Raw genomic sequence first — 24,564 nt, 5'->3', positions numbered from 1 at the left:
ATCTGTCTGCGGCTTGCGTATTCGATTCAATCGTTATTTTTTGATGACGACCGTGTTCGCGGATGCGCCTTTCGTGTAGCTGATCTGTTTCACATTCTCTGCGCCACGGATTTCAGCCAAGTTCGTTCCATCGACAATTACTTCTTTGACAGTTGCGCCGTCGAAGTCGATGATGGCACCGGCTTCTTTCGGTTTCACTTGAACGACGATGTTTTTGAGCGGGTCACCTGTCAATTCCGTGTAGGCGCCGCGTACGAAGATGCCGTTCTTGAAGTTTGTGCCTTTGCCGATCGTCACGCCGATGAAGTCATCTTGGAGGACGAGGCGTGCAGCCTTGTTGTTCTCGATCGTGTAACGCGTCAATTCCACTTCTGGCTCCGGAGTGAGGTCGATTTGTGCGAGGACCGGATCGTGGTCACTGGCGCGGCCCGACATTTCCGTGAAGTCAGCGTTGACGTGAATCATATCGATTTCGGTCGTCGCCGCTAAACGGTTTGACACGAGGATATGGTCGAGCACTTGCGAGTTCCCTTGATAGACGTACGAGTAACGGTCGACAGCTGGGACTTTCTCGACCATGTTCGTCATCAAGTCGCCTTTGAAGATTTGCATCGCATCCGAGAATTCGAAGTCGTTGAAGTCACCGAGGGCGACGACGTTCGCGTCAGGGTTGTCCGTTTTCACGTCAGCGACGAAGTCATGGACGATTTGAGCGATTTGTTTTCGTTGGACTTCACTGCCGAGCACGACCGGCTGTTTCGAGCCGAAGAAACCAGTGTCGCCACCTTTCGAGTTCCAGTGGTTGGCGATGACGACGACGTTCTCTCCTTGGAAGTCGAACTGGGCCGCGAGCGGTTTACGTGAGCTGTTGAACGCCGGGTTGAGCGGGTCGATGCGGCCCGGGTTGTGCGTCAACTTGCCATTTTCATAACCGACAGCTGTCGTTGCGTCACCGGCAGGGATGCCTTCTGTGAGTGAGACACGTTCCGGGTCATACAAGAAGCCGACACGGATGTTGGCATTTGGTGCGCCGCCGTCTTTATTGTACTCAGGGTCGATGTTAACGTACTTGTACGATTTGCCGCCAATCGAGACGATATTGTCGATCAAGCGTTGGTAGCTTTGGTCGGCCGCAGAATCGCCTGTGCCTTCCCCGTTGTTATCTTGGACTTCGGTCACACCGATGATGTCCGGGCTGTTCAACTCCTCGACGAACGCTTTCGCGAGTTTGAGGGCTTTCTCGTCCGACGTCTCTTTGACGTTGTTCGAGAAGTTCTCGAGGTTGTAAGAGGCGATCGTCAATTTATCCTCTTCAGCTTCGATGAACGTCGTCTCACGCTTGGCATCACCTTTGACGAAGGCAGCCTTCATCTCATCAAGACCTGCTTGAATCTTATAGTTGCCGTACGAGTATCCAACGACACCGACGATCGGGCCGTTGAAGCGGTCACCGGTCGCGACATCGAAATCACGAGCGTCGGCATTCGGTTCGAGACGGAATTGAATCCGTTCCGGGTTGGCATCATCTTTTTTCAACAGAATGCCACCGTTGAACGTCTCGGTCGGTGTTGCTTCGAGCACGGTCACGAGGTCGCCGTTCTGTTGCGGTGATACCGATTTGAGGTTGCCCGTCTCGACGCGCATCCCTTCAAGGCTCTCCCAGAAGTCGATGGCGTCTTTGTCCGGGTTGAAGACGGCGAGGGCATCGCTGTCGATGAACTCGGTCGGCAAGTTCGACGCGTCGATTTTCACCGGCGTCGGGAGTGTGACACCGCTCTTGACGACGTTGACACTTCCGTTGCGTGTATCGATTTGCGTCATCTTCATATCCGTCTGTTGACGGTCGCTGTAGCCTTCGATGGCGTACTCGCTGACGAGACCTTTCACGTTGACAAGATCACCGACTTGGATGCCCGCGATCGAACGACCACCATACAAGATGATTCCTTCTGACGTGCGTGCATCTTGGTCGGCTTCCATGTCAGGCGTTTGGATATAGTAATACGTCGTACCCATCGAGACGAACGAGTACGTGACGACGCCTTCGACGCCTTCAACAGTCTGTCCGTTCATCGGTGACGTGTGGCTTGCGCCTTGGATGTCATGGATGCGGATTTTGTCCGTGATTTTATAGTCGAACGTCGTCACGGCGCTGAACGCATCACCCGATTTGACGGCAACTTTGAGCGTTTTCGTCTCCTCGATGCGGACTGGTGACGTATAAAGCGTACCGTTCACTTTCGGGTCCGACCCGTCGAGCGTGTAATAGATGTCAGCGCCCGCTGTCGTCGTCGAAAGTGTCACGTCTTGTGGACCGACGAACGTGCCCGCACCTGGCTTCGCTGTCGCCGGACGGAGTACCGATGCGTCGATGACTGTGTCAGATACGTCGCGCGGAATGATTTGATACGTATTATCGAACTGTTGCACGATACCCGTGATCGACGAGTAGTTGACGTCCGTCTGTAAATCGAGAATGCCGCGCTCATCACGCACGACGAACTCTTTCGTTCCATCCGTCGCCGTCAAGTTTTGCCCGCTACCTGAGAGGGTGACGTTATTGACGGTGACGAGTTCAGACTCGACGTCCTCATTGATTTGTTCGCCAGTGAGGACTTGCGCAGCTGGGACGCTCGCCGCTTGTTTTGACACGACGACGGCGCTGTTCAATTGAAGCAATTCACGATACGAACCGATGGCACCCGTGACGACGACTTCATCACCGACGTTGACGGCAAGTGACGTCGGACGGACCGAGAGTCCGCCTGTCGCATCTTGAATCGAAATCGTGTTGGCCAGTTTCGCCGTGACGACTCCTTTAATCGTGACCGTTTCACCTTCGGCTTTCGTACGGGCGTCACTGATTGAAATCGGAGTGACCGGCGCCGGTGGTTCTACCGTACCGCCATCGCCGTAGTCGACGCCTTGGAACGTGTGCGATCCGAGGTTCGTGAACGTATCGATTGGTTGTGTGTTCCATTCAGTGGCCGGGTCGAACGCATCCGCGCCGTTCGCATCCCCTGTCGTGACCGTATCTTTCCGAACCAACGACTGGTCAGCCGTGGCGACCGTCGTTCCCCATTTCGTACCCGGATCGAATCCGACTTGACCGAAGACGTCGAGCACCGTGTCCCCTTTTTTCAAGACGAGCGTGTCGTCGCCGTTAAAGTTCGTCACACCGCTTGTCGTGTTCGACTTCGCTTTCAAGGCATCACTTGCGCTGGCGTTGACGATGACATACGTGCCACCTGGCTCGAGCGTACCTGTCAAGTTGAGGGTCGTGCCTGGAGCCGTACCGCCGTTTGAATACAGTTCAAGTTTATAGGCCGAGAGGTCGATGGCCGCATTCGTTCCATTGAACAGTTCAATCGCTTTATTGTTGCTCGAGCCTTCAACGTATTCCGAGATGAACAGGTCTGAAGCGTTCAGCGTCTCTGCGTGTACGTTTGCCGCGATCGGCGTCATGCTGCTGACGATGAGTCCGGCTGATAAGGCGAGGCCGGTCATTTGTTTGAATGAACGTGCTTGTGGTTTCCCCATGTGTTAGTCTCCCTTTGATTATGTAGATGGCCGATACGATGTCCCAGTTCGTGTGGTCACTTGCTTGAGCGGATGCCCCCTTTAGGCCAAAATGAAATGATAGCGCTTACATTACTCGACTTGACGTAAGGAAGTTGCGTTCGTACTCCCTCCATCGATTGACGGATTTCACTATCATTTACCAACTTTTCAACTACATGTTAAACATAACCAAGCAGACGTCAGAACTCAATCCACTTATTGCGAAGTTCATATTACAGTTTGATTACAGACTTGAAGAGAACTGAGCAAGTAGGCAATCGGGTTGACGGGACGTCCCCCAACTCTTACAATTCATTAATACAATTAAGTGTATCGGTTAACTGTGAATTAAATGGGGAGGAAACGAATGACGACAATTACTTATCCGGTCATCCCGGGAGCGGGCGCGTTTTATTATGAAGGAAATGATATCGGCATCTTGTTATGCCATGGCTTTAACGGGACGCCTCAAAGTGTGCGTGACGTCGGAATCGCCTTGATGGAGAAAGGATTCACCGTCTTCGCACCGCGGCTCAAAGGACATGGGACGGATCCGGAAGAGTTTCGGCAATCGACACGCCGCTGCTGGTATGAGTCGATGGAAGCCGGTATCCGTCTCTTGCGTGAGCGATGTCGACACGTCATCGTTGTCGGGCAGTCAATGGGCGGGACGCTGGCGATGAAGGCCGCTTTGGCCGGGCAAGCCGATGCGATCGTCACCATCAATGCGGCGTTGTCCGTGCCAGGCTATGCCTGTCACGCCACGGACGATGTCTGTCGTTTCATTGATGAAGACGAACCGGATATCTGTGCACCGGGCGTGTACGAAATCGTCTACGACAAAGTGCCGACGTCAGCCATTCGGGAATTACTCGCGCTCATCGAGGAAGTGCGACCGATGGCGGCCGAGGTGACCGTGCCGACGTGCGTCATCCATTCGGCCATCGATAACGTCGTGCCGCCCGAGGACTCGATGTGGTTGTACGAGACCGTTCAAGCCCCAAAACAACGAGAGGTGCTCGAACAGTCGTATCATGTGGCGACGATGGACCATGACCGGGAGCGGTTAGCGGACGTCATCGGCGCATTCTGTGAACAAGTTGCGACAGCCCCGAAAATGTAGTCTCCGGACTACATTTTTTTATATCTGATTATTTGCAAACGCTTGCACAAGTGCTATTGTAGGATTAGATTCAGCCTAAAACAGGTATTGCTGTTCAAGAATATAAAATATAAATGATGAGATGTAGGAGGCAAGCGGCGTATGGAGTCAATGGTCAGCAGAGAACAAGTGGCGAAAAAAACGGTTACCCGCACGTGGTGGAAAGAAGCGATCGCGTATCAGATTTACCCGCGTAGCTTTAAAGATTCGAACGGAGACGGGATTGGGGATCTCCGCGGTATTATCGAGAAGCTCGATTATTTAGAAGACCTTGGCATCGATGTGATTTGGCTATGTCCGATGTACAAATCTCCGAACGATGACAACGGCTATGATATCTCGGACTATCAAGACATCATGCAAGAATTTGGGACGATGGAAGACTTTGACGCCTTGCTCAAGGCCGTCCATGCACGCGGCATGAAGCTGCTCTTGGACCTCGTCGTCAACCATACGTCCGATGAGCACCCGTGGTTCGTCGAATCGAAACGCTCGAAAGACGACCCGAAACGCGACTGGTATATCTGGCGCGATGGGACGGATGGAGGACCCCCGAACAACTGGGCGAGTATCTTTGGTGGCTCGGCGTGGGAGTACGATGAGACGACCGAGCAATACTATTTGCATGTCTTCTCCAAAAAACAGCCGGACTTGAACTGGGAAAATGAAGACGTGCGTGGTGCCGTCTACGATATGATCAACTGGTGGCTCGACAAAGGCATCGACGGATTCCGGGTCGACGCAATCAGCCACATCAAGAAGATGCCAACCGAGACGATGTTGCCGTCCCCAGACGGAAAACCACACGTCACGGCGTTCTCGATGTATTCGAACATCGATGGCATTCACGACTATCTCCAAGAGATGAAACAAGCGACGTTCGCCAATTACGATATTATGACGGTCGGTGAGACGAACGGGATTGAACCGCAAGCCGCCGATTTATGGATGGGACCGGAAAACGGGGCGATGAACATGGCGTTCCATTTCGATCATGTTGATATCATGCGTCAATCACGTCTAGCGCCGCTCGATGTCGTCGAGCTGAAGCGCATCTTTGACAAGTGGCAACAAGGCTTGCTCGAGACGGGATGGAACGCCCTCTATATTGAGAACCATGACATGGTCCGTGCCGTTTCGCTCGTCGGGGATGAGAACCACTATTGGCGTGAGAGCGCGACCGCCCTCGGCATGATGTACTTCTTCATGCACGGGACACCGTTCATCTATCAAGGGCAGGAAATCGGTATGAAGAACGTGCCGCTGCCATCGATCCATGACTATGACGATGTGGCGACGAAAAATGAATACTTCGAACGGATTGCCAACGGGATGAGCGAAATCGATTCGATGCAGCACGTATGGGGCACATCACGCGACAACGTCCGCACCCCGATTCAATGGGACGCGTCACCGAACGCTGGTTTCTCGACAGCGTCGCCATGGATGCCGATTCATGAAGAGTATGAGACGCTCAACGTCGACGCCCAATCGAAGGATGCCCATTCGATTCTTTCGTTCTATAAGGCGATGATTCGTCTTCGTCGGACAGAAGACACGTTCACGTACGGCAGTTACCGCGATTTGTTGCCGGAACATCTGCAAGTGTTCGCCTATGAGCGCACGTTCGAACAACAGACGTTTTATGTCATCGTCAACTTGACGGCAAACCCTGCCGAGACGACGCTGCCTGGTCTCGACAAAGCGACGCTCGTGTTAACGAATGAGATGGATCCTGAGACGATCGAGACGGACACGTTTATGCTACGGCCGTTCGAAGCAAGACTGTACCGCTTATAAAGAAAAGACACCTTCACGGCGAAGGTGTCTTTTTAGGAGGTAAGGAACATGCATCACATCGAAATGGGAAACGATGAGACGATATTCGAGTTCGTCATCGCGGAAGCGTCACGCGACACGTTACGACTCGTCCATGCGCAAGTCATCGAGACGGTCCGGACGGAGGCGTATGTCCAATTTGCACGGGATTTGACCCATGCCTTTCACGCGTTGCAAGGAGTGGCTCGATTACAAAATGAGGCAGGGCGAGTGATTTTGACAATCTCGTTCGAACGAGGCCGCGTCGAGGTCGAGACGGCTTGGGGACAGGGGACGAACCGATTTAAGACCGATCAAAGTTATTTGACGAGGACGGTCGGACAAATCGGCATCTTGGAATAGATTGTGACAAACGCGGGAAAAGAGCATATGATAGAGGTTGACTATACGGAAAGGGGTGTCGGGTATGGATGGCACGAAACGCGCGGACATTCGCCCAGGGCTCCACGTCCAGATTGTCCTAAAACAAGATCAGCGGAGTGGGAAGTTGACGTCAGGCGTCGTCAAAGACATTTTGACGAACTCGCCGCGTCACCCGCACGGCATTAAAGTACGCTTAAGCGATGGACAGGTCGGTCGGGTGAAAGTGATCGAAGCTGGAGGTGAATAACATGACTGAAAAGAAATTAAGTTTTCAAGAGGCGATGAAGCAAAAACTCGCTGAAAAGAAACAAAACGAGACGAAAGTGCCGACAGGACTTCGTGGGACGAAGCAGAAACCGTTGACGAACCAGTTGACGAAGAAGCCGAACAACCAGAAGAAACGGACAGGCGTTTAACAAGCAGCCGCTCACAATGAGCGACTGCCTTTTTTGTTTGTCCAGGTTTGTTCAGTCATGTGACGTACCGATGAAATAGCCATTGTTGAAGTGGTCGAGCAGCTGTTGATAGTACTTCATCTGTTCAACGTTCTTGCTTGCAAGCGCCGCGTCCGCACCGGCGAGCAATTCACCGACGGTCAACCCGACCTCGCTATTGTCTATGGCATAGACGAGCTCGAGATCGAGCACATCAGTACCGTTTAACAAGACGTTGATTTTTGCAGCCGTCAGTTGCATAATCAATCGTTTCTCTTCGGTCATTCCTCTTTTCGCGGGATCCATGAGCAGGGCGAGTGCTTCACGGTCGTCAGTCACGCTATAGGTTTGGCCGTTGAGTGTAATGAACGTTCCATACGAGAACGTTACTTTGTCGAAGTTGAATGTGTTTTTCCAGAAACCGATCGTATACACATCATAGTCGTCCGTTGGTGGCGGTGGTGGCGTACATTCTTCCACCGTCAACGTGACGTAGCGGACCCAAGGAGTACCGACGCCCGGATCACCCGGATAGGCTGTTTCGTTCGAACCGTTCACTACCGTATCCAAGTGGAGGAAAACATTGAATTGGAATCCGTCTGACAAAAGCGTGGATTCAGTGACTCCAAGGTAACCGGCGAGATTCGCATACGGAATCAGTAACTGTGTCGGGTCGACAAGTGATTTGATCTTGAATTCATATGCACCGGGACTTCCACGCTCAAGAGACTCGGTCGTTAAACGGAAATCAATCTTGATGTTTTCTGGTACATCCTGTAAGACGACCCCGTCATTCAAATCCATTACGATTTTCAGCCCATCGGCAACGAACTCAAAGTCAACAGTACCAATCGGGATGTTTTGTCCCGCATAAATCGTTGTACTCGACGTCGTCGACACACACCATTGTTTACTACTTTCTTCCGCAACGACTCCTTTCATTGGCAAGAGCGACAGCACGAACATGAGCACGAACAACAGTGACCACCATTTTCGATGCTTCTTCATCTCGTTCCCTTCTTTCCTCGTGATGACTGAACGTGGTGTTATAGAAGGTGCACACCTATAGTTATTTATTACCCGGTCAATTAGCGTTCAGTCGCAAATCAGGGAAATAATTCAAACGAGATGAGAAATGTAAACAATATTCACATTAAAACCTATTCACAAAGCGAATAGTTTGAAACAAGTTGAATGAGGACGTCAAAATACAGCAGGGAAATAAAGATTTATTATTTCTTTCAGATAACTTTGTAAGCGCTTTAAATAAAGCTATAACTCAACTTTTGTTATATAACATACGAAATAAGTGTGAACTGACCTATAAAAAAATTATTGATAATTGTCAGAATCTTTGTATAATTCAAAACAAGACATTATAAAACATCTTAACAACTTTAGATTCACACAACAGGGAGGAACTTATTTATGGAAGCCGTGCAAAGCATGTTACAAGGAAGCGTCGATTACATGAACAACATCTTATGGACGTATGTTCTCATCATCGCGCTCGTCGGAGCAGGGATTTACTTTACAGTGAGGACGCGCTTTATGCAGTTCCGTTACTTAAAAGAGATGTTCCGGGTCGTTACTGAAAAACCAGAAGTCACAGACAGCAAGAGCATCAGTTCGATGAAATCATTCTTCATCGGTGCGGCCACACGCATCGGGACTGGTAACTTGGCCGGTGTCACTGTCGCCGTGACGGTCGGTGGACCAGGAGCGGTATTCTGGATGTGGATCGTCGCGCTTCTCGGTGGAGCGACAGCGATGATTGAGAGCACGCTCGCTCAAGTATATAAAGTAAAAGATGACGTCGCTTACCGTGGCGGTCCAGCATACTACATTGAAAAAGGACTCAACAACCGAGCCCTTGGTATCGTCTTCGCCGTCTTAATCGCGGTGACGTTCGGTCTCATCTTTAACTCGGTTCAATCGAACACAATCGCAGCCGCGTTTGATAACGCGTTCGGCATCGACGCCGTCGTCGGTGGTGCCATCCTCGTCGTCTTGACTGGATTGGTTATCTTCGGTGGTGTGCACCGTGTCGCGAACTTCTCGGCAATCGTTGTACCAATTATGGCTGGATTATACTTGGCAATCGCAGCTTATGTCGTCGTCGTCAACATCACAGAAATCCCAGGCGTCTTTGCATTAATCTTCCAGAGCGCATTCGGACTTGAGCAAGCGTTCGGTGGATCGGTCGGGGCAGCCATCTCGATGGGTGTACGTCGCGGTCTCTTCTCGAACGAAGCAGGTATGGGTTCGGCACCGAACGCGGCAGCAGCCGCAGAAGTTTCACACCCAGCGAAACAAGGTTTCCTTCAAGCGCTCGGCGTCTTCTTGGACACGTTGATCGTCTGTACGGCAACAGCAGCCATCATCCTCCTCTCAGACAGCTATGCTGCCGGTAACGGAGAAGGAATCGTTATGCTTCAAAACGCATTGAGCGAACAAATCGGATCATGGGCGCCAGCGTTCGTAGCTGTCAGTGTCTTCTTGTTCGCCTTCAGTTCAATCGCAGGTAGCTACTACTACGGTGAAACAAACATCGAGTTCATCAAGAAGAGCAAAAACGCAGTTCTCGGTTTCCGCCTTGCTACAATGGCGTTCGTCTTCATCGGAGCAGTCGCAAGCCTCGGCTTCGTTTGGAGCTTGGCTGACTTGTTCATGGCAGGCATGACGTTAATCAACATCGCGGCCATCACGTTACTCGGCGGTGTCGCCTTCAAAGTCCTTCGTGACTACGAAGAACAGCGTGCCCAAGGTCTCAACCCACGCTTCTCGGCACGTAAACTCGGTATCGAGAATACGGAATGTTGGGACGTCGAAGAAGAAGAAGTCGCGCAAGGTGCGGTCCAAGCGGCCGCTGCCGATACGACAAAAGGTTAATCTCAGCATATAAGCAACAACAGGGGCCCTGCGCATCGGGGCCCCTGTCTTTTTATGCATTTTGGCGGATCGATTCGATATTTCCCTCGGCAGGTTTTGCGTTCAAATGGACATAGGTCCCGGCGACGAACAGCGCGCCACCCACGATATTGCCGAGTGTGGCAAAGACGAGGTTATGCAGTGCGAGACCGATGTTAATCGCCTCGGACGGCACATAATAGAGCGCGAGCCCGAAGATGCCCATATTGGCAATCGAGTGCTCGAAGCCGGCGGCAAAAAAGACGACGACCGGTAGCATCGTCAGCATGATTTTAGCGACATCATTTTTTGTTTTCAGCGGCATGAAGATAGCGATACAGACGAGGATGTTACACAAAATCCCTTTTAAGAAAATCGCGAGCGCCTCGCCGCCCATCTTTTTTGCAGCGACGACGGACAAGAGATGATCCGTGTCGACGTCACCCATGCTGTGGGCACCGATGACGAGCCCGACGAGGATGAGCGCACCGACGAGGTTACCGAGCCAGCTGATGCCCCAGACGGCCGTCAAATCGCGCCAGTCGACACGTCCGCGTTTCGCGCCCGTATACAAATACATCGTGTTGCTCGTGAACAGTTCGCCGCCCATCCAGACGATAAAGACGAGCGCGACCGAGAAACTCATCCCGGCGAACAGCATCGTCCCGGGCACATCGATGAACATGTTACCGACCGAAAAGGCAAAGACGACCCCAATCCCGATTAGAAAACCAGCGACGATGGAACGGAGTGCGTAGTGACCGAACGCATGACGCAACAGCGTCGCTTTTTTATAGGCGGCTTCTTCCATATACTCGACAGCTTGTTTTTCCATTTGAACACGGCCTCCTTTAGACAACTTAAGTCTAGGAGGTCCAACAAAAGTTTGCAATTGTTTTCACAAACTTTTTTGAAAGCCGTTTCAACTGTTCACATCGTTGCCACGAGTTCGACTTTCATGCGGTCGGGATCCTCGAAATAAAGAGCGATATAGTTCGGACCACCGGCATAAGGGAAGCGGTCGGCATAGAGCTCCGTGAATCCGTGCTGAGGCAATTCCGAGCGCAGTCGCTCGAGTTGCTCCAATGACGCGGCATGAAAGGCGAGGTGGTTCAACCCTGTCTTTTTACGATGATACGGAGGTTCGAGGTGATCGGCCTCGGTTTGGACGAAGACAAGATACGTGTCGCCGAATCGATAACTTCGCCCTTCGTCCCATTGTTGATAGACGGTATAGTCGAGTTCGGTGAGAAGCCAGTCCCAAGCGTTGAGGCTCTTCGTTAAATCGGAAACGTACAGTTCGACATGGTGTAGCATCGGTCTCATCCTTCCGTCGGACGTTTCAAATGTGTCCGTTTAGTATAATGGTTATTATATAACGAATGCAGGGGGAACCATATGGACAACACGGGGCTTGTCTCGAACATATTGATCGCGGGGAAGACCGGGGTCGGGAAGAGCGCTTTTTTAAATTACATTTATGGGCGTGACGTTGCTGAGTCACGTGCCGGCAGCCCAGTGACGGCCGAAGGACTTCACGAATACGAGTACTACGATCTCGAGCGCGGGATTCTGTTCCGTTTCTTCGATACATGGGGACTCGAAGCGGACCGGTCCGACGAATGGCATGAAGCGGTCCTCTCCATCGTCAACAAGCGGGAAGGTGCGCTCGATATCGCCGACTGGTTCCATACCATTTATTATTTACTCTCGATCAACTCGGGGCGCGTTGAGGCGTACGAACTCGAATCGATTCTCAAACCGCTCTACGCGAAGCGAAGCAATGTCACGATCATCTTGACGAACTATAACCCAGACAGTGCGATGAACGTCGAGAAGGCGGAAGCGATGGAGGACGTACTCATGCGCGAACTCGGAATTTCACGGGATGCGATGATTCGAGTCAACAGTGTCGAAAAGAAATTGCTCGGCGGACAAGTCGTGCCGCATATCGGCTATGAGGCGGTGTGGCAACGTAATCGGACCAACCTCTGGAAAGACGTCGAACGAAAACTACCGCATAACTTGACGCGTCATTTATTGACCGAGTTAGAGGCGTGGCGCGCCCGGAGCTATCGTTCGGCTGAGACGATTCGCATGATCACCCCGCAAGTGATGATCAGCTGGAAAGCACGCCAAATCGAAAAAGACTTGGAACGAACGCTCGAAGCGGCCGCTGAGACGACAGAGGCGGCGATGGCCCAAGGCGTTCGGCATTATATTCAATTGATGGAACGCTACCCGCTCGTCGGTGCCCCGTCCGACCTTGTCTTTAAAACGCGTCGGGTCGAGCTCGGGTTTGATTATTCGTTTAACCGGACCGTCCGAAAAATGGTGCTCGGCATGATTCCGGGCGTCCACTTCATTTACTGGGCGTTCAAGCGGCGAACGGCGGAGCGCGGCATCAAGAAAGCCGTCAATCAACAGTACGAGCTGGTCAAACAAACAATTGAACTGGACGTGCACCGCGGATTCGAGGAAGAGATGCGACGGCTCGGCCGGACGCTCAATCAATGAGGAGGAACGGACATGGATAAACAGACCCCATTCAATTTTGATACGTACGATTTGAAGGAAGAGCTCGACCGCTTACGCGGAAAAGTCAAAAAGCCGAATATTTTCATCGCAGGGGCGACCGGATCGGGCAAGAGTTCGGTCGTCAACCACGTGTTCGGTCGCGACTTGACGAAAGTGGCCGCCGGTGAACCGGTGACGCGGGGGATTCATCAGTTCATGAGCGATGAGATTTCTATCGTGCTCTATGACAGTGAAGGGTATGAGATTGGGAGCGACCGGCAGCAAGCGTATGCCGATGAAGTCATCGGTTTCGTTGAGCGGGCCCAGACGAAAGGCGCTGCCGAACAGATTCATCTCGTTTGGTACGTCATCAACGCCTCGATGAAACGGGTCACCCCGCTCGACCGTGCGCTCATCAAGCAGTTAAACGAAGCGACGTCGGTCGCCGTCCTGTTGACACAAATCGACCAAGTCGATGTAGATGAGCTCACGGCCCTCCGACAGGAATTAATGGATGTGGTACCGGAAGAGGCCGTGTTCCAAGTCAGCGTCGCCGCCGAGCTGTTGAATGACCCGGAATTACGGGCCCATCTCGATTGGGAACGTCTTGTCACGTGGTCGGTCGAACAGCTCGACCACTCGCTCCAAGAAGGGTTGCTCATGGAGATTCATGCCGAGAGTGAGGCGATGCTCAAATTGAAGCGGAAGAAGGCGAACCGCATCATCTCGGGTTATGTCGCCAGTGCCGGAACGGCGGCCGCCGTGCCGCTTCCGTTCGCTGATGCGATCGCGCTCACACCGATTCAAGTGACGATGAGCGTTCACTTGTTCCGCTACTGGGGCGTGAAAGCGAACGACGATATGCTGAAGACGCTGATCGGCAGCACCATCATCCCGCAAATCGGACGGGCGCTCTCGAAGACGATTTTACTGAACGTCATGAAATTCTTCCCGGGGGCGAACGCGGCGGCGAGCGTCATCAATGCGACTGTCGCATCAGGCATCACGTGGGCGATCGGCCTCGCCATCAACGAAGTCGCGTACCGGAACGCGATGGACTCATCGAAGACGATTGAGCAACTGCTTGACAGTGACTTTGGCTCGTTGTTCGAAAAGTTCATGGAACAAAATCCAGTGACGAAAAAGAAGTCTTGATTGAACCGGTTTGATACACTGGTCGAGACGAGACAAAAGGGGGAAACGATATGAAGAAACGAATTTACATCACGAGACGATTACCGGAAGAGGCTGTGGCACCGCTACGGGACAAGTACGAGGTCCGCATGTGGGAAGAAGAAGCGAAGAGTGTCCCACGTGACGTGTTAGTGGAAGAAGCGGCGTCGGCACATGCGCTTTGGACGATGCTCAGTGACACGATCGACCGGGAACTGATTGAGCAAGCCCCACAGCTCGAAGTCATCTCGAACTTGGCGGTCGGCTATAACAATATCGATATCGAGGCGGCGAAAGAACGTGGCATCATCGTGACGAACACGCCAGACGTGTTGACCGAGACGACGGCCGACCTCGCCTTCGGACTGATGATGATGACGGCACGCCGGCTTGGGGAAGCGGAACGTGATTTACGGGCCGGGGAGTGGAAGTCGTGGACGCCGATGGGGTACGTCGGCATGGACTTGTATCGGGCCAAGCTCGGGATTATCGGAATGGGACGTATCGGCGAGGCGGTCGCACGCCGGGCCCGTGGCTTCGACATGGACGTGTTGTATCATAATCGGACGCGACGGCATGAATCGGAATCGATGTATGGGTTCGTCTACGCGGAACTCGATGAACTGCTCGAACAATCCGATTTCGTCGTCGTCCTTGCGCCCCTCACCGAGGAAACACGTGGGATGTTAGGGGCGGAACAGTTCGCCAAAATGAAACAGACGGCCAGCTTCATCAATGTCGCCCGTGGCGAGATTATCGATGAGGCGGCGTTGTACGAGGCGTTAAAAGAACAGCGGATTTGGGCGGCAGGACTTGATGTGTTCGCCAAAGAGCCGGTGGCGATGGACCATCCGCTCTTGACGCTCCCGAACGTGACGACGCTCCCGCACATCGGCAGCGCATCGATTCAGACCCGACTCGCGATGATGGCGCTCAACCGAGAAGCCATCATGAACGTGCTCGATGGGGAAGAACCGAAGAACCGCTTGACGTAAAACAAGGACCTGACCGGGTTGCGGTCAGGTCCTTGTTGCATCCGTGGATTAGAAACGGCGAATATTATCCGGATCTTCATAGTCGTTACGGAGTGCCCGATCATCGAGTCCGCGCAACTTGTTCTCGCGGTCATTCAAATGGGATTCTTTGTCCAATCGATCCTGTTCAGGGTCGACGGCTCGGTTCGGGTCATCACCGACCGATTCATTGAACGGTTTCGAATCGACCTCTAAGCCATCAGATGACGGGCGGTCAGAACGGCTCGCATCATGTGTGGCATGTTTCGGTTCATTGTATGGAGTCGAATCGATTTCTAAGCCGTCAGACGACGGGCGGTCAGAACGACTCGCATCATGTGTGGCATGTTTCGGTTCATTATATGGAGTCGAATCGATTTCAAGACCATCAGCCGTATGGTGGCCTTGATGGCTCGAGTCGTGTCTCGAGTCGTTATAAGGCGTCGAATCGACCGTCAGTCCTTCATTGTGGCGACGTTCGAAATCTTCGTCCACATAAATCAAGATTTTTCCGGCCTCGACATCGCTATAGTGGCGAGTTACCTCTTCTTCGCTCAATCCCATATTTCGAAGTCCCGCGTGGACATCCTCATGCCCGCTCAAGAAAGCCCGAACTTTATCGAACCATCCGGTATGGTGCGACGCTTCGGTATGGACGTCTGTTTGACGACGCAAAATCGATACATTGTCCTCATGCTTGGCGACGACATAGATATCTGAATCTTTGTAGCCTTTCGCACGCAACTCCTCGACTTTGCCGAGTGCCGCGTCTTGCGTGTCATACATGCTGATGAATCGTTTCTCACTCATAGTGTCTTCCTCCTTATAATCGGCGATGGTCTTCTAAGCCAGAATGTCCGCGGACGATCGGGTCCTCTTTCGTGCCACGTGGTTCTTCGTCGTGATCATTGAACGGTTTCGCATCGAAAGCGATGCCATCCGCTTCTTCCCCTTTATCATGGTCGAGCGCACTATCTTTTTTGTACATGTTCGGATAGCGTTCGTACGAATGCTTATCGACGTAAAGCAGTAATTTGCCGGCGTCGATGGACGTGTAATATTCTTCCGCCTCCGCGTCACTAAGCCCCATATTCCGCAACTCATCGCGAATGCGGTCGCTTCCGTGAAGGAACGCTTTCACACGGTCCAACCAGTTGACATCACGAATCCCCGATTCGGCATTCACATCGGTGTGGTAACGCAAGGCAGAAATTTCCCCGTCCCGCTTGGCTACGACGTGCATGTTTTTCTCTGCTTCCCCAGCTTGCTTGAGTTCATTCACCTTATCCATGACTTCTTGCTCATTATGGAATAACCCAATGATTTTGCGATCCGACATGTTGTGCCTCCTTCGTAATCGTTTATTTGTTAAATCGACGTCACGCTATTAGTAATTTCCGTTCTAACAAAGGTTCAAACAAAAAACGCCATCTCAAGGCGAGAATGGCGTCATCAATAATAAATCATTAATGTTTCGTTTCCGAGATGGCATCGCGTGTTCTTCCAAACGAACTCGACGAGTGTCCACATGGCCATGAATCCACTGATCGCGAGCAGAATGAGCGCATACACAGGCGTCAATTGAATCAAGAATGACCATCCGAGCGAGAACAGGATGGGCTGGGTCAATAAAACGAACCCGACGTATACGGCAATGATGAGCAAGGCGAATAGAATCCGTCGTCCTAACGTCTGAAAGTGATGGCGAAACCGCGTCAAAAGTCCAAACACGGCACCAGTCAACAACACTGGGAGCACGAATCCGAAGTAGTCGAGCGGATAAGGCGTGGCCGGTGCCGTGAACAAGCGCAAACTGAATACGTCATCCATAACGAGCAACAGATTCGCATAGGCGAACGCTAAAATCATGCCGAGCAGCCAACCGAATTGATTCCAGACGCGACGCGATGATTTGATGGCCTCGATTTTTGTATAGGCCAAAAAGGAGACGTCACGCATCTCGACATCTTGAAGCTTGACCTGGACGTCGTTGAGCCGATCGATGGCCCAGTCGAATTCCCGATTGGCTTGAGTTTTCTCATGCGATTTCAATTCTTCTGACGCCTCGATCATCGTATGGTAGCGACGGCGATACTCTTCGTTCGTCGTCGGTTGTTCGATTAAGAATAAGGCATAGTCCTTCGGGTTTTGCTTGGTCAGCCCCTCTAGCGACTGTTCGTTCTTTTCCGCTTGTCGAATATAGCCCGCTAAACTGTCGAGCAACCGATCGGCTTTCGTCTCATCATTGAGCAGGTCGTGCAAGTGCGTTCGGACTTGATCGTAAAACTGTTGAACGATTGGATCGTTCGATACGTGTGATTTCAGAAAAATTCCTCTCTTCTCATAGTTGGATTATTCCGGGGGTGGGTCGTTATGCGATAGCGTCAATGATTCGAAGTCCCCTTGTTCGATGCTGCGGATGAGAATCTCACTGCCTCCCATATTCGTCGCTAGCGGAATCGAATACACGTCACAGAGACGCATCAAGGCGCTCACATCGGGTTCGTGCGGCTGGGCCGTCAACGGGTCACGGAAGAAAATAATCATGTCTATCTCGCCTCGGGCGACGGCGGCACCGATTTCTTGGTCCCCGCCAAGCGGTCCGGATTGAAAACAATGGACCGGTAAACCGGTCGCCTCGGCGACGCGCTTTCCAGTCGTACCGGTCGCGAATAATTGATGTTGTTTCAAGACGTGGGCGTAGGCTTTTACGAGCACAATCAAATCATCTTTTTTCTTATCGTGGGCAATCAGGGCGATGTTCATCTTGATTCCTCCTCAAAAGACTTCTTCTTTTAATTCGTATCACATTTACTGGAGAAAGACACGACTTCTTTCTTATAAGAGCACTTTCTAAAAAAACGTTTTGACGAGAATGATTTATAGAGGAATAGGAAATGGCAAGGTTTAGGCAGATGAAAATGTTGGTATTTATACAAAGAGTCAAATAAATGAAATCATTTCAAAAAGAGATTGGAGGAAGATGTTAAATGAACGATACTACTTATAACTTCAACACATTCATGTCATGGCTGCCTGAGCTTTTGCTTGCATTGGTCATTCTTGTCGTCGGATTCATTTTGGCGAAAGTTCTTGAAAACGTGACGCGCAAAGCGCTTCGCAAAGCACGTCTTGACGATCGTGTAGGTGTGAAACAAGAAGGTGAACCTGGAAAACCTGGAAGAGAGGAAAAGCGGTGGACACCTGAACGCATCATCGCGAAAGTCGTCTTCTTCGGCGTACTGCTTCTCGCATTCTTAATTATCTTTGAATTCTTGAACGTCCCGGCTGTCGCTCAACCGTTCAGCCAAATCTACGCCGGCTTCTCTGGCTTGATCACAGGTGTCATCAAAGCGGGTCTCATCCTGCTCGTCGCTTGGATTATCGCCACGCTCTTGAAGAAAGGGATTCAAATGGCAGGTCATCGCCTCAACTTGAACAAGTTGATGGAGAAGACAGGCCAAGAGTCGACAAGCGTCAATCAGACGAAATGGGTCGACACGGTCGCCAATATCGTCTTCTATCTTGTTTTATTGTTAGCTCTTCCGGCTGTACTTGATGCGCTTGGCTTGCAAGGCATCAGTGGACCATTTGAAGACTTGTTGAACAGTTTCCTTGCCTTCATCCCGAAACTTGTCGCTGCGGCTCTCATCTTCGCGATTGGTTATATCGTTGCGAAAATCGTCCGTGACGTCTTGACGAAATTCTTGGAAGCGGCAGGTCTTAACCGCTTCGCCGAAAAACTTCACTTGGCTGACTACGTGAAAGGTTCTAGTCTTGCGAAAGCGGTTGGTACAATCGTCTTCATCTTGATTATGATTCCGGTCACGATTTCAGCGCTCGAAGCACTTGATATTCGCGGAATTTCGGATCCAGCCATCTCGATGCTCAATGACGTCTTGGCGATGATTCCGAACATCATCGTGGCAATCGTCTTGATTCTCGCCGGTGTGTTTATTGCCAAGTGGTTGAAAGGTGTCGTCGTGTCTCTCCTTGAGAACTTGGGCGTCAACTCACTCGCTAGCAAAATGGGTCTCGGTGGCCGCTCAACGTCATCGACATCGATTGCACAAGTCATCGGAACCATCGTTCAAATCATCATCATCTTGTTGTTCGTTTCAGAGGCACTTCAAGTCGCGAACCTCGACTTTATGGCTTCGCTCGCAACAGCAATCTTCGCATACTTGCCAATGGTCATCGCAGCCATCGTCATCTTGGCGGTCGGTTTCTGGCTCGCGAACATGGCAGAGCGTCTCGTCGGTAGCGTGCTCGTAGATGGAGCTGGCCAACCGAGCGTCTTGCGCCACGTCGCGAAATACGCGATTCTTGGAATCGCTTTCTTCATGGCAATCAGCCAACTTGGCATCGCGCCAATGATTGTCAATACGGCATTCTTGCTCATCCTTGGTGCAGTTGCCCTCGCCTTCGGTCTTGCCTTCGGTCTTGGTGGACGCGAGACAGCAGCTCGCTACTTGAAGAAAGCTGAGAAGCGAATCGATGAGACAGAAGTATCGAAAGAAGGTCTCGAGCAAGAAAAAGCACAGATGAATCAAGAAGCCGAAGCTGCGAAGCAACAGGCGAAACAAGGTGTGGAACAGTCGAAACGTGAAGCGAATCAAACGAAACAAGAGTTGAAGCGTGAAACGAATCGTCCCCAAACCCCACAATCTGATGTGACGAACGTAGACGGTCCAGAACCGAACCCGTTCCACGACAACATCACACCAGATCAAGATAACCGTTCACTTGATGACAACGAAGGTCCACTTCGTCCATAACAGTGAAGGACGGGTCCCTGCATAGGGGCCCGTTTTGTTTTGCTGTAAAATAGTGTCACTTTTGTCGATATAATAAGAAACAGGTCGGTAAGAAGGCAGGAGTGACATACATATGTTCAAACAGTTTCAACGTACGCTCATTATGAACTACATATGGGGATCAGGCATCGCCGTGTTCGGGGTCGGGGGACTGTTTATTTTTCAGACGCTCAGTCTGTCCCAGACCGAGATGCTCATCTTGGCCGTCATCATGGGGATGTCGGGCATGACGATGATCGGGCTTGAATTACTCCTCTATCGGCGTCACATTCGTCCTATCTATCACGTGTTCCATACGGATGCACCGACCTATGAGGCGTTACAACAGGCGTTCAATCAGACGAGTCACTTTCCCACGTTGACGGTAAAGCGGATTCTGGGTCCACACTTATTCGGATTATCCGTTCCAGCGATGAGTTTGACGGCGTTTGCCATTCACCAAGGCTGGATCGACCTCCCGTATCGGTTGATTGGTTTGGCGGCATTCGGCGCCATCTTGATTGCCATCTTACACGCGCTTATCGAATTCTTTTTGACGTACCGGTCGGTGGAACCGCTCTTGCTCCAATTGCAAGAGATGAGCCATCGCCTACATCAACGTCCGCTGCAAGCGACGTATCGGTCCATCAGTGTCCGGACGAAGTTGTTGATTAGCATGCTCGTTATCGGGGTCTTCCCGGTCGCATTGTTCATTTTGGCGTCAGGAGTGCAGCTGTCGACGGTGGAACAAGCCGATGCGTATTGGCAGTGGGCGGCTTTGATTTTAGTCGTCATCATCGGAGTTGCGACGTTCAGTAGTTTTTTACTTTATGACAACATCAAACGTCCAATCGGTGCCTTGACCGAAGGGGTCGCCGCATTGGATGCCGGGCGGTTGAACACAATCGACAACCCTTACTCCGATGAGTTCGCCCAACTCGTCACCGGCTTCAACCAGATGGTGACGAACGTCACGTACCGTGATCAGGAAAACGAGCAACTGTTAAATAGTCTGTTTGTGTTGTTCGCCGCGACACTCGACGCCCGCGATTCGTATACGGCCGGACATTCTGAGCGGGTGGCCGCTTATTCGGTCGAATTGGCGCAGGCGCTTCAGTTGCCGAATGAACAGATTGAGTTGCTCCGCAAATCGGCGTTGCTGCACGATATCGGAAAAATCGGGATTCGTGACGATGTGCTGTTGAAGGAAGGGAAGCTGACGGACCACGAGTTCGCTCAGATTCAAGAGCATCCGACGATCGGCATTCATATATTGAATCAAATCGCCTTGCCCGAGTCACTGCAACCGATTATGGCCGGGGTCCGGTCTCACCATGAGCGGATTGACGGGCGCGGATATCCGGACGGATTGGTTGGGGAAGGGATCCCGCTCTTCGGTCGCATCATGGCGATTGCCGATGCGTATGACGCCATGACATCGGACCGTCCGTATCGGAAAGGGATGCCTGTCGAAAAAGCACTCTCAATTCTCGAGAGTGGACGTAATACCCAGTGGGATGCCGCATTCGTAGACGTGTTCGTTCAATTACGACGTCAGGCCGTCTCTGCCTAAACAAACAAGTCCGCCCGATTTGGGCGGACTTGTTTGTTAGAGGAGCGCATCAACGAGATACACCCCGGCGATGCCGCCGATGACGACGAGCATCAAGTTGGCCCGGAGTAATGCGAGCGCTGCGGCGACGACACCACCCGCTAAAGCGGACGTGAGGCTGTTCGTCGCCTGTAAGATGCCCGGAAAAATCAGGCTGGCGAGCACCGCATAAGGCGTGAACAGTAAAAATCGCTTCAAGAACGGCGGCAACTTGATGTCCCGGAGCCAAAGCAGCGGAACGAGCCGCGGGATGTATGTGACGAACGCCATGGCCAGGACGAGCAAAAACAGACTGATCATACCTCATCCTCCTTGTATACCAAAGCGCCAATCCCGGCTGCGACAATCGTGGCCAAGATGATACTCAAGCCCGACGACAGCGGGATGAATGGAGAGACGCCGAAGTAGAGAATGGCTTGAGTCAGGACGGCAATCCCAGCCACGACGATGACCGGTTTGCGGGTAAGGGATGGGATGAGCAGGCCGATGAACATGGCGTACAAGGCGATGCCCATACTCGTTTGGACCGAGGCGGGCAAGCCGAAGGCGAGAAAGACGCCAATCCATGTCCCGACGTTCCAAGCCAAGAAGGCGATTAGGTTTAGTCCGAGCACAAAGTGGCCGCGCGTCGACTCGTCACGCGTCGAGGCGACACTAAACGTCTCATCGGTCACGCCGAACGCGATGGCGGCCAGAAATCGATTCGAGGTCGTCTCGAGACGCTGGGACAACGACGCCGACATCAGGAAGTGCCGTAAGTTCAGGATGAACGTCGTCAAGATAATCTCCCAATACATCGAACCGGCCATAATCAACTGGACACCGATGAACTGACTGGCGCCGGCAAAAATGAATAATGACATGGCGAGCGTGATGACGTTTGGCATATCGAATGATTTCGCAAGCAGACCGAAGGCGATGGCAATCGGGATGTAGCCGACGGCGACGGGAATGCCGGCACGCATGCCGGAACGGAAGGCGTCCTTGTTCGGGATCGGTGTCATTTGCGAGACCGGAGTTGCCATGAGACTTCCTCCATTTCATAGATGATTAGTTGTGGATTCGAGATTGGGTCACGCTTTCCTGCTCGAACTTAAAAAAATAGGGTATATATAGGCGACAAGGAGCGTGAATGTATGAGTCGAGCTGAAGAGTTTATCGCATCGTATCATCGGATTGAAGATTATTTAAGTCGAGAGATGGGGGACGGCCAGCATTTCAGTTTCAGCAACATGGTCAACCGTCTTGCCAAACATAATCCGATTATTGATCGATATAAAGAAGATTTACATCAAATGAGTCAGTTGCGGAACGCCATCGTCCACGAACGGCGGGAGCCGGACTTCATCATCGCTGAACCGCATGACTCCATCGTCAATTTGATTCTCGAAGTGGAGAAAGAACTCCTCCATCCGCGTCAAGTCATCCCGCTGTTCCGTAAAATCGTGACGACGTTCAACGCCGATGACTCGCTGGTCGCCGTGCTCGGTGAGATTCGAGACAAGAATTATTCGCAGTTCCCCGTCTATAACCAAGACGGGTCGTGGCGAGGGTTGTTGACGAAAAAAGGAGTGACCAGTTGGCTCGCCGAAACGGTCGACGGGCCACATGTGTCACTCGAAGGCGTTCAAGTCAAGGACGTACTCCATCACGACCCGCACCTGCGACGGTACCGGTTTATCGCGCAAGAGACGTCGGTCATCGAGGCGCACCATCATTTTATCAGTATGAAGGACGGCGTCCGTCTCGATGCCTTGCTGATTACCGAGACGGGACAAGAAAATGAGCCGTTACTCGGGATTATCAGACCACAAGATATTTTATACGTCATCGGTTGAGGCGCCGTGCTCGATGGCGACCTCATATTGGGTGACCGTGTTTCCGAGGACGATGGGCTTCACTTCAGAAGTGCCATCGTCCCGTTTTTTGTGGGCATGTTTATACGCACCGCTATCGCGCCAATTCTCAAAGCTCGCCGCGTCGCGCCACGTCGTCATGATGACGACCTGATCCTTCGTCTCATCCGATGTATCCGTCAACACTTGCATCCGGACGAATCCATCCATCGACTCGATGCCTTTCGTCGTTTGGAAACGAGCGGTGACCGCCTCAACTTTCCCTTTTTCAACGTCTAGTTTGTTCATGACAATCCACATGCACATGTCCTCCTCTGCGATATCGTACGCGTTCATTATACATGGAACACGATCGATGCCTCGCTCGAGATGCTCGCATCAACGTGTGGCCCACCACTCCTCGAACGTCCAATTTTGTTGTTTCATCGTCGTCGCTTCTTTCACACCAACGTACCGGAGATGCCATGGCTCGTAGTTGTAGCCGGTGATTTTCTCTTTTCCTTTCGGATAGCGGACGATAAATCCGTAACGGTGTGCCTGTTGGAGCATCCATTTGCCTTCTGGGGTCTGGTCGAACGAGGCATAGAGTCCCATCTGCATGCGTGCACTCGTCATATCGACGGCGAGACCGGTCTGATGCTCACTATATCCAGGACGGCCGACATATTTTGAGGCGTACGCTGTGCCTCGCGTGTTGACCCAATACATGTAGAGTGATTTCTGGCTGGCGTAGGAGCGATAGGCGCTGAGGGCATACAACGTGTGGCCTTCTTTTCGCCCGGCGTAATAGAGGCGGGCTAGCGCGTGAGCGGCTTCAGCGGCCATGAGGGTTCGCTCGCTTCCTTTCGTGTAGACGGTCGGGATGGTCAACGTGACGAGTTGCCGCGAACGATACGTGCTCGAGAGGCCGTGTTGTTTATTGACGAGTCGAATCCGTTCCGCAGGCGCAAGTTTCGGGATGCCAGCTTTTAAGTTGCTCGACGGGGTATAGTAGCGTGTGCCATCGATATAGACGTTTGACCAACTGCGATTATACATCGTGTAACGGACAGGTGTGTTCGTGGACAGCGTCTTGGCGACCGGGGACGTTTGCATGGCCCGCCAGTACAGTTTCGTCGTTTTAATCGTGTAGCCTGGCTGGGGTGACGGGGTTGCGGCGGAAGTGGATATGACGGGAAAGATGAGCATCAAGACGAGGAGTACACGGATGAGTTTCATAAGGATGACCTCCTTTTGAGTCGGTGCTCTTCTTTTCCCTTTTTTTCAAATGATGAAAAGATAACGAATCAGGGAATAAGAGAGAAATCGTCTCCGTCTCTTGACCTGAA

The 24,564-nt window shown here is 51.9% G+C and carries 24 protein-coding genes; 12 read left to right on the top strand and 12 right to left on the bottom strand.

What is annotated here, in order from left to right:
• Nucleotides 1-33 precede the first annotated feature (33 nt).
• Nucleotides 34-3,540, bottom strand: coding sequence for a chitobiase/beta-hexosaminidase C-terminal domain-containing protein (locus KNP84_RS09630; RefSeq protein WP_215114680.1), 3,507 nt, complete (start codon nucleotides 3,538-3,540; stop codon nucleotides 34-36).
• Nucleotides 3,541-3,928: 388 nt separating this feature from the next.
• Between KNP84_RS09630 and KNP84_RS09625 the strand changes: the two genes are divergently transcribed.
• The 5 genes from KNP84_RS09625 to KNP84_RS09605 all read left to right on the top strand — a co-directional run bounded on the left by KNP84_RS09625 (nucleotide 3,929) and on the right by KNP84_RS09605 (nucleotide 7,341).
• Nucleotides 3,929-4,684, top strand: coding sequence for an alpha/beta hydrolase (locus KNP84_RS09625; protein ID WP_021067946.1), 756 nt, complete (start codon nucleotides 3,929-3,931; stop codon nucleotides 4,682-4,684).
• A gap of 141 nt (nucleotides 4,685-4,825) precedes the next feature.
• Nucleotides 4,826-6,523, top strand: a complete 1,698-nt coding sequence (locus KNP84_RS09620; RefSeq protein ID WP_214836604.1) for a glycoside hydrolase family 13 protein — start codon at nucleotides 4,826-4,828, stop codon at nucleotides 6,521-6,523.
• Nucleotides 6,524-6,571: 48 nt separating this feature from the next.
• Entirely contained in the window at nucleotides 6,572-6,904 is a 333-nt protein-coding gene (locus tag KNP84_RS09615; protein WP_214836606.1) for a hypothetical protein, read from the top strand.
• 64 nt (nucleotides 6,905-6,968) lie between these two features.
• Nucleotides 6,969-7,172, top strand: coding sequence for a YwbE family protein (locus KNP84_RS09610; protein ID WP_021067949.1), 204 nt, complete (start codon nucleotides 6,969-6,971; stop codon nucleotides 7,170-7,172).
• A 1-nt stretch (nucleotide 7,173) separates the two neighbouring features.
• Entirely contained in the window at nucleotides 7,174-7,341 is a 168-nt protein-coding gene (locus KNP84_RS09605) for a hypothetical protein (RefSeq protein ID WP_021067950.1), read from the top strand.
• A 51-nt stretch (nucleotides 7,342-7,392) separates the two neighbouring features.
• On the opposite strand, the gene KNP84_RS09600 is transcribed toward KNP84_RS09605, so the two are convergent.
• On the bottom strand, nucleotides 7,393-8,367 hold the full coding sequence (locus KNP84_RS09600; RefSeq protein ID WP_215114679.1) for a hypothetical protein: 975 nt from the start codon (nucleotides 8,365-8,367) through the stop codon (nucleotides 7,393-7,395).
• A 420-nt stretch (nucleotides 8,368-8,787) separates the two neighbouring features.
• Between KNP84_RS09600 and KNP84_RS09595 the strand changes: the two genes are divergently transcribed.
• Complete coding sequence (locus KNP84_RS09595) at nucleotides 8,788-10,251, top strand: alanine/glycine:cation symporter family protein (protein WP_215114678.1); 1,464 nt, start codon at nucleotides 8,788-8,790, stop codon at nucleotides 10,249-10,251.
• A gap of 52 nt (nucleotides 10,252-10,303) precedes the next feature.
• Here the strand turns inward: KNP84_RS09595 and KNP84_RS09590 are convergent, their stop codons facing one another.
• Both KNP84_RS09590 and KNP84_RS09585 read right to left on the bottom strand, forming a co-directional pair.
• Nucleotides 10,304-11,104, bottom strand: coding sequence for a formate/nitrite transporter family protein (locus tag KNP84_RS09590; RefSeq protein ID WP_214827822.1), 801 nt, complete (start codon nucleotides 11,102-11,104; stop codon nucleotides 10,304-10,306).
• Between the two features lie 95 nt (nucleotides 11,105-11,199).
• Nucleotides 11,200-11,586: a VOC family protein gene (locus KNP84_RS09585; RefSeq protein ID WP_215114731.1), complete on the bottom strand. Its 387-nt coding sequence runs from the start codon at nucleotides 11,584-11,586 to the stop codon at nucleotides 11,200-11,202.
• Nucleotides 11,587-11,667: 81 nt separating this feature from the next.
• Here KNP84_RS09585 and KNP84_RS09580 point away from each other — a divergent pair, with 81 nt between their 5' ends.
• Genes KNP84_RS09580 through KNP84_RS09570 form a run of 3 tightly spaced genes read left to right on the top strand, consistent with a single transcriptional unit; the run spans nucleotide 11,668 to nucleotide 14,954 of the window.
• The gene (locus KNP84_RS09580) at nucleotides 11,668-12,786 is read left to right on the top strand and encodes a GTPase (RefSeq protein WP_058765310.1); all 1,119 of its coding nucleotides are present in this window, start codon (nucleotides 11,668-11,670) and stop codon (nucleotides 12,784-12,786) included.
• A 12-nt stretch (nucleotides 12,787-12,798) separates the two neighbouring features.
• Complete coding sequence (locus tag KNP84_RS09575; RefSeq protein WP_021067955.1) at nucleotides 12,799-13,941, top strand: YcjF family protein; 1,143 nt, start codon at nucleotides 12,799-12,801, stop codon at nucleotides 13,939-13,941.
• Between the two features lie 50 nt (nucleotides 13,942-13,991).
• Nucleotides 13,992-14,954, top strand: a complete 963-nt coding sequence (locus KNP84_RS09570) for a 2-hydroxyacid dehydrogenase (protein WP_021067956.1) — start codon at nucleotides 13,992-13,994, stop codon at nucleotides 14,952-14,954.
• Between the two features lie 48 nt (nucleotides 14,955-15,002).
• On the opposite strand, the gene KNP84_RS09565 is transcribed toward KNP84_RS09570, so the two are convergent.
• From KNP84_RS09565 to mgsA, 4 genes are all read right to left on the bottom strand, one after another.
• Nucleotides 15,003-15,782: a YflT domain-containing protein gene (locus KNP84_RS09565; protein WP_215114677.1), complete on the bottom strand. Its 780-nt coding sequence runs from the start codon at nucleotides 15,780-15,782 to the stop codon at nucleotides 15,003-15,005.
• Nucleotides 15,783-15,795: 13 nt separating this feature from the next.
• Nucleotides 15,796-16,311 (bottom strand): YflT domain-containing protein, encoded by a 516-nt coding sequence (locus tag KNP84_RS09560; protein ID WP_021067958.1) that lies wholly within the window; start codon nucleotides 16,309-16,311, stop codon nucleotides 15,796-15,798.
• 113 nt (nucleotides 16,312-16,424) lie between these two features.
• The gene (locus tag KNP84_RS09555; protein WP_251130268.1) at nucleotides 16,425-17,234 is read right to left on the bottom strand and encodes a hypothetical protein; all 810 of its coding nucleotides are present in this window, start codon (nucleotides 17,232-17,234) and stop codon (nucleotides 16,425-16,427) included.
• 90 nt (nucleotides 17,235-17,324) lie between these two features.
• Nucleotides 17,325-17,738: a methylglyoxal synthase gene (gene mgsA, locus KNP84_RS09550; RefSeq protein ID WP_214718660.1), complete on the bottom strand. Its 414-nt coding sequence runs from the start codon at nucleotides 17,736-17,738 to the stop codon at nucleotides 17,325-17,327.
• 224 nt (nucleotides 17,739-17,962) lie between these two features.
• Between mgsA and KNP84_RS09545 the strand changes: the two genes are divergently transcribed.
• Both KNP84_RS09545 and KNP84_RS09540 read left to right on the top strand, forming a co-directional pair.
• Entirely contained in the window at nucleotides 17,963-19,750 is a 1,788-nt protein-coding gene (locus KNP84_RS09545) for a mechanosensitive ion channel (protein ID WP_214836619.1), read from the top strand.
• A gap of 112 nt (nucleotides 19,751-19,862) precedes the next feature.
• Nucleotides 19,863-21,341, top strand: coding sequence for an HD domain-containing phosphohydrolase (locus KNP84_RS09540; protein WP_214715250.1), 1,479 nt, complete (start codon nucleotides 19,863-19,865; stop codon nucleotides 21,339-21,341).
• Between the two features lie 36 nt (nucleotides 21,342-21,377).
• Here the strand turns inward: KNP84_RS09540 and KNP84_RS09535 are convergent, their stop codons facing one another.
• The gene (locus tag KNP84_RS09535; RefSeq protein ID WP_029596363.1) at nucleotides 21,378-21,680 is read right to left on the bottom strand and encodes an AzlD domain-containing protein; all 303 of its coding nucleotides are present in this window, start codon (nucleotides 21,678-21,680) and stop codon (nucleotides 21,378-21,380) included.
• Nucleotides 21,677-22,405 (bottom strand): AzlC family ABC transporter permease, encoded by a 729-nt coding sequence (locus KNP84_RS09530; protein ID WP_214836623.1) that lies wholly within the window; start codon nucleotides 22,403-22,405, stop codon nucleotides 21,677-21,679. The genes KNP84_RS09535 and KNP84_RS09530 overlap by 4 nt, the downstream gene beginning before the upstream one ends.
• A 111-nt stretch (nucleotides 22,406-22,516) precedes the next feature.
• Here KNP84_RS09530 and KNP84_RS09525 point away from each other — a divergent pair, with 111 nt between their 5' ends.
• Nucleotides 22,517-23,218 carry a CBS domain-containing protein gene (locus KNP84_RS09525; RefSeq protein ID WP_058765318.1) on the top strand — a complete coding sequence of 234 codons (702 nt, stop codon included), beginning with the start codon at nucleotides 22,517-22,519 and terminating at the stop codon, nucleotides 23,216-23,218.
• Here the strand turns inward: KNP84_RS09525 and KNP84_RS09520 are convergent.
• Complete coding sequence (locus tag KNP84_RS09520; protein WP_029596360.1) at nucleotides 23,201-23,536, bottom strand: antibiotic biosynthesis monooxygenase; 336 nt, start codon at nucleotides 23,534-23,536, stop codon at nucleotides 23,201-23,203. The genes KNP84_RS09525 and KNP84_RS09520 overlap by 18 nt on opposite strands.
• A 78-nt stretch (nucleotides 23,537-23,614) precedes the next feature.
• Entirely contained in the window at nucleotides 23,615-24,454 is an 840-nt protein-coding gene (locus KNP84_RS09515; RefSeq protein WP_215114676.1) for a M15 family metallopeptidase, read from the bottom strand.
• Nucleotides 24,455-24,564: the final 110 nt, after the last annotated feature.

The organism is Exiguobacterium sp. s70 (assembly GCF_018618315.1).
In the GTDB taxonomy this organism is placed as follows: Bacteria; Bacillota; Bacilli; order Exiguobacteriales; family Exiguobacteriaceae; genus Exiguobacterium; species Exiguobacterium chiriqhucha.
Note: the sequence above shows the minus strand (reverse complement) of the source record. Positions and strands in the feature narration are given on the sequence as shown.

Excerpts from the sequence above, each read along its gene's own strand:
- KNP84_RS09630 (WP_215114680.1), bottom strand. The coding sequence starts at position 3,540 with ATGGGGAAACCACAAGCACGTTCATTCAAACAAATGACCGGCCTCGCC.
- KNP84_RS09625 (WP_021067946.1), top strand. The coding sequence starts at position 3,929 with ATGACGACAATTACTTATCCGGTCATCCCGGGAGCGGGCGCGTTTTAT.
- KNP84_RS09620 (WP_214836604.1), top strand. The coding sequence starts at position 4,826 with ATGGAGTCAATGGTCAGCAGAGAACAAGTGGCGAAAAAAACGGTTACC.
- KNP84_RS09615 (WP_214836606.1), top strand. The coding sequence starts at position 6,572 with ATGCATCACATCGAAATGGGAAACGATGAGACGATATTCGAGTTCGTC.
- KNP84_RS09610 (WP_021067949.1), top strand. The coding sequence starts at position 6,969 with ATGGATGGCACGAAACGCGCGGACATTCGCCCAGGGCTCCACGTCCAG.
- KNP84_RS09605 (WP_021067950.1), top strand. The coding sequence starts at position 7,174 with ATGACTGAAAAGAAATTAAGTTTTCAAGAGGCGATGAAGCAAAAACTC.
- KNP84_RS09600 (WP_215114679.1), bottom strand. The coding sequence starts at position 8,367 with ATGAAGAAGCATCGAAAATGGTGGTCACTGTTGTTCGTGCTCATGTTC.
- KNP84_RS09595 (WP_215114678.1), top strand. The coding sequence starts at position 8,788 with ATGGAAGCCGTGCAAAGCATGTTACAAGGAAGCGTCGATTACATGAAC.
- KNP84_RS09590 (WP_214827822.1), bottom strand. The coding sequence starts at position 11,104 with ATGGAAAAACAAGCTGTCGAGTATATGGAAGAAGCCGCCTATAAAAAA.
- KNP84_RS09585 (WP_215114731.1), bottom strand. The coding sequence starts at position 11,586 with ATGCTACACCATGTCGAACTGTACGTTTCCGATTTAACGAAGAGCCTC.
- KNP84_RS09580 (WP_058765310.1), top strand. The coding sequence starts at position 11,668 with ATGGACAACACGGGGCTTGTCTCGAACATATTGATCGCGGGGAAGACC.
- KNP84_RS09575 (WP_021067955.1), top strand. The coding sequence starts at position 12,799 with ATGGATAAACAGACCCCATTCAATTTTGATACGTACGATTTGAAGGAA.
- KNP84_RS09570 (WP_021067956.1), top strand. The coding sequence starts at position 13,992 with ATGAAGAAACGAATTTACATCACGAGACGATTACCGGAAGAGGCTGTG.
- KNP84_RS09565 (WP_215114677.1), bottom strand. The coding sequence starts at position 15,782 with ATGAGTGAGAAACGATTCATCAGCATGTATGACACGCAAGACGCGGCA.
- KNP84_RS09560 (WP_021067958.1), bottom strand. The coding sequence starts at position 16,311 with ATGTCGGATCGCAAAATCATTGGGTTATTCCATAATGAGCAAGAAGTC.
- mgsA (WP_214718660.1), bottom strand. The coding sequence starts at position 17,738 with ATGAACATCGCCCTGATTGCCCACGATAAGAAAAAAGATGATTTGATT.
- KNP84_RS09545 (WP_214836619.1), top strand. The coding sequence starts at position 17,963 with ATGAACGATACTACTTATAACTTCAACACATTCATGTCATGGCTGCCT.
- KNP84_RS09540 (WP_214715250.1), top strand. The coding sequence starts at position 19,863 with ATGTTCAAACAGTTTCAACGTACGCTCATTATGAACTACATATGGGGA.
- KNP84_RS09535 (WP_029596363.1), bottom strand. The coding sequence starts at position 21,680 with ATGATCAGTCTGTTTTTGCTCGTCCTGGCCATGGCGTTCGTCACATAC.
- KNP84_RS09530 (WP_214836623.1), bottom strand. The coding sequence starts at position 22,405 with ATGGCAACTCCGGTCTCGCAAATGACACCGATCCCGAACAAGGACGCC.
- KNP84_RS09525 (WP_058765318.1), top strand. The coding sequence starts at position 22,517 with ATGAGTCGAGCTGAAGAGTTTATCGCATCGTATCATCGGATTGAAGAT.
- KNP84_RS09520 (WP_029596360.1), bottom strand. The coding sequence starts at position 23,536 with ATGTGGATTGTCATGAACAAACTAGACGTTGAAAAAGGGAAAGTTGAG.
- KNP84_RS09515 (WP_215114676.1), bottom strand. The coding sequence starts at position 24,454 with ATGAAACTCATCCGTGTACTCCTCGTCTTGATGCTCATCTTTCCCGTC.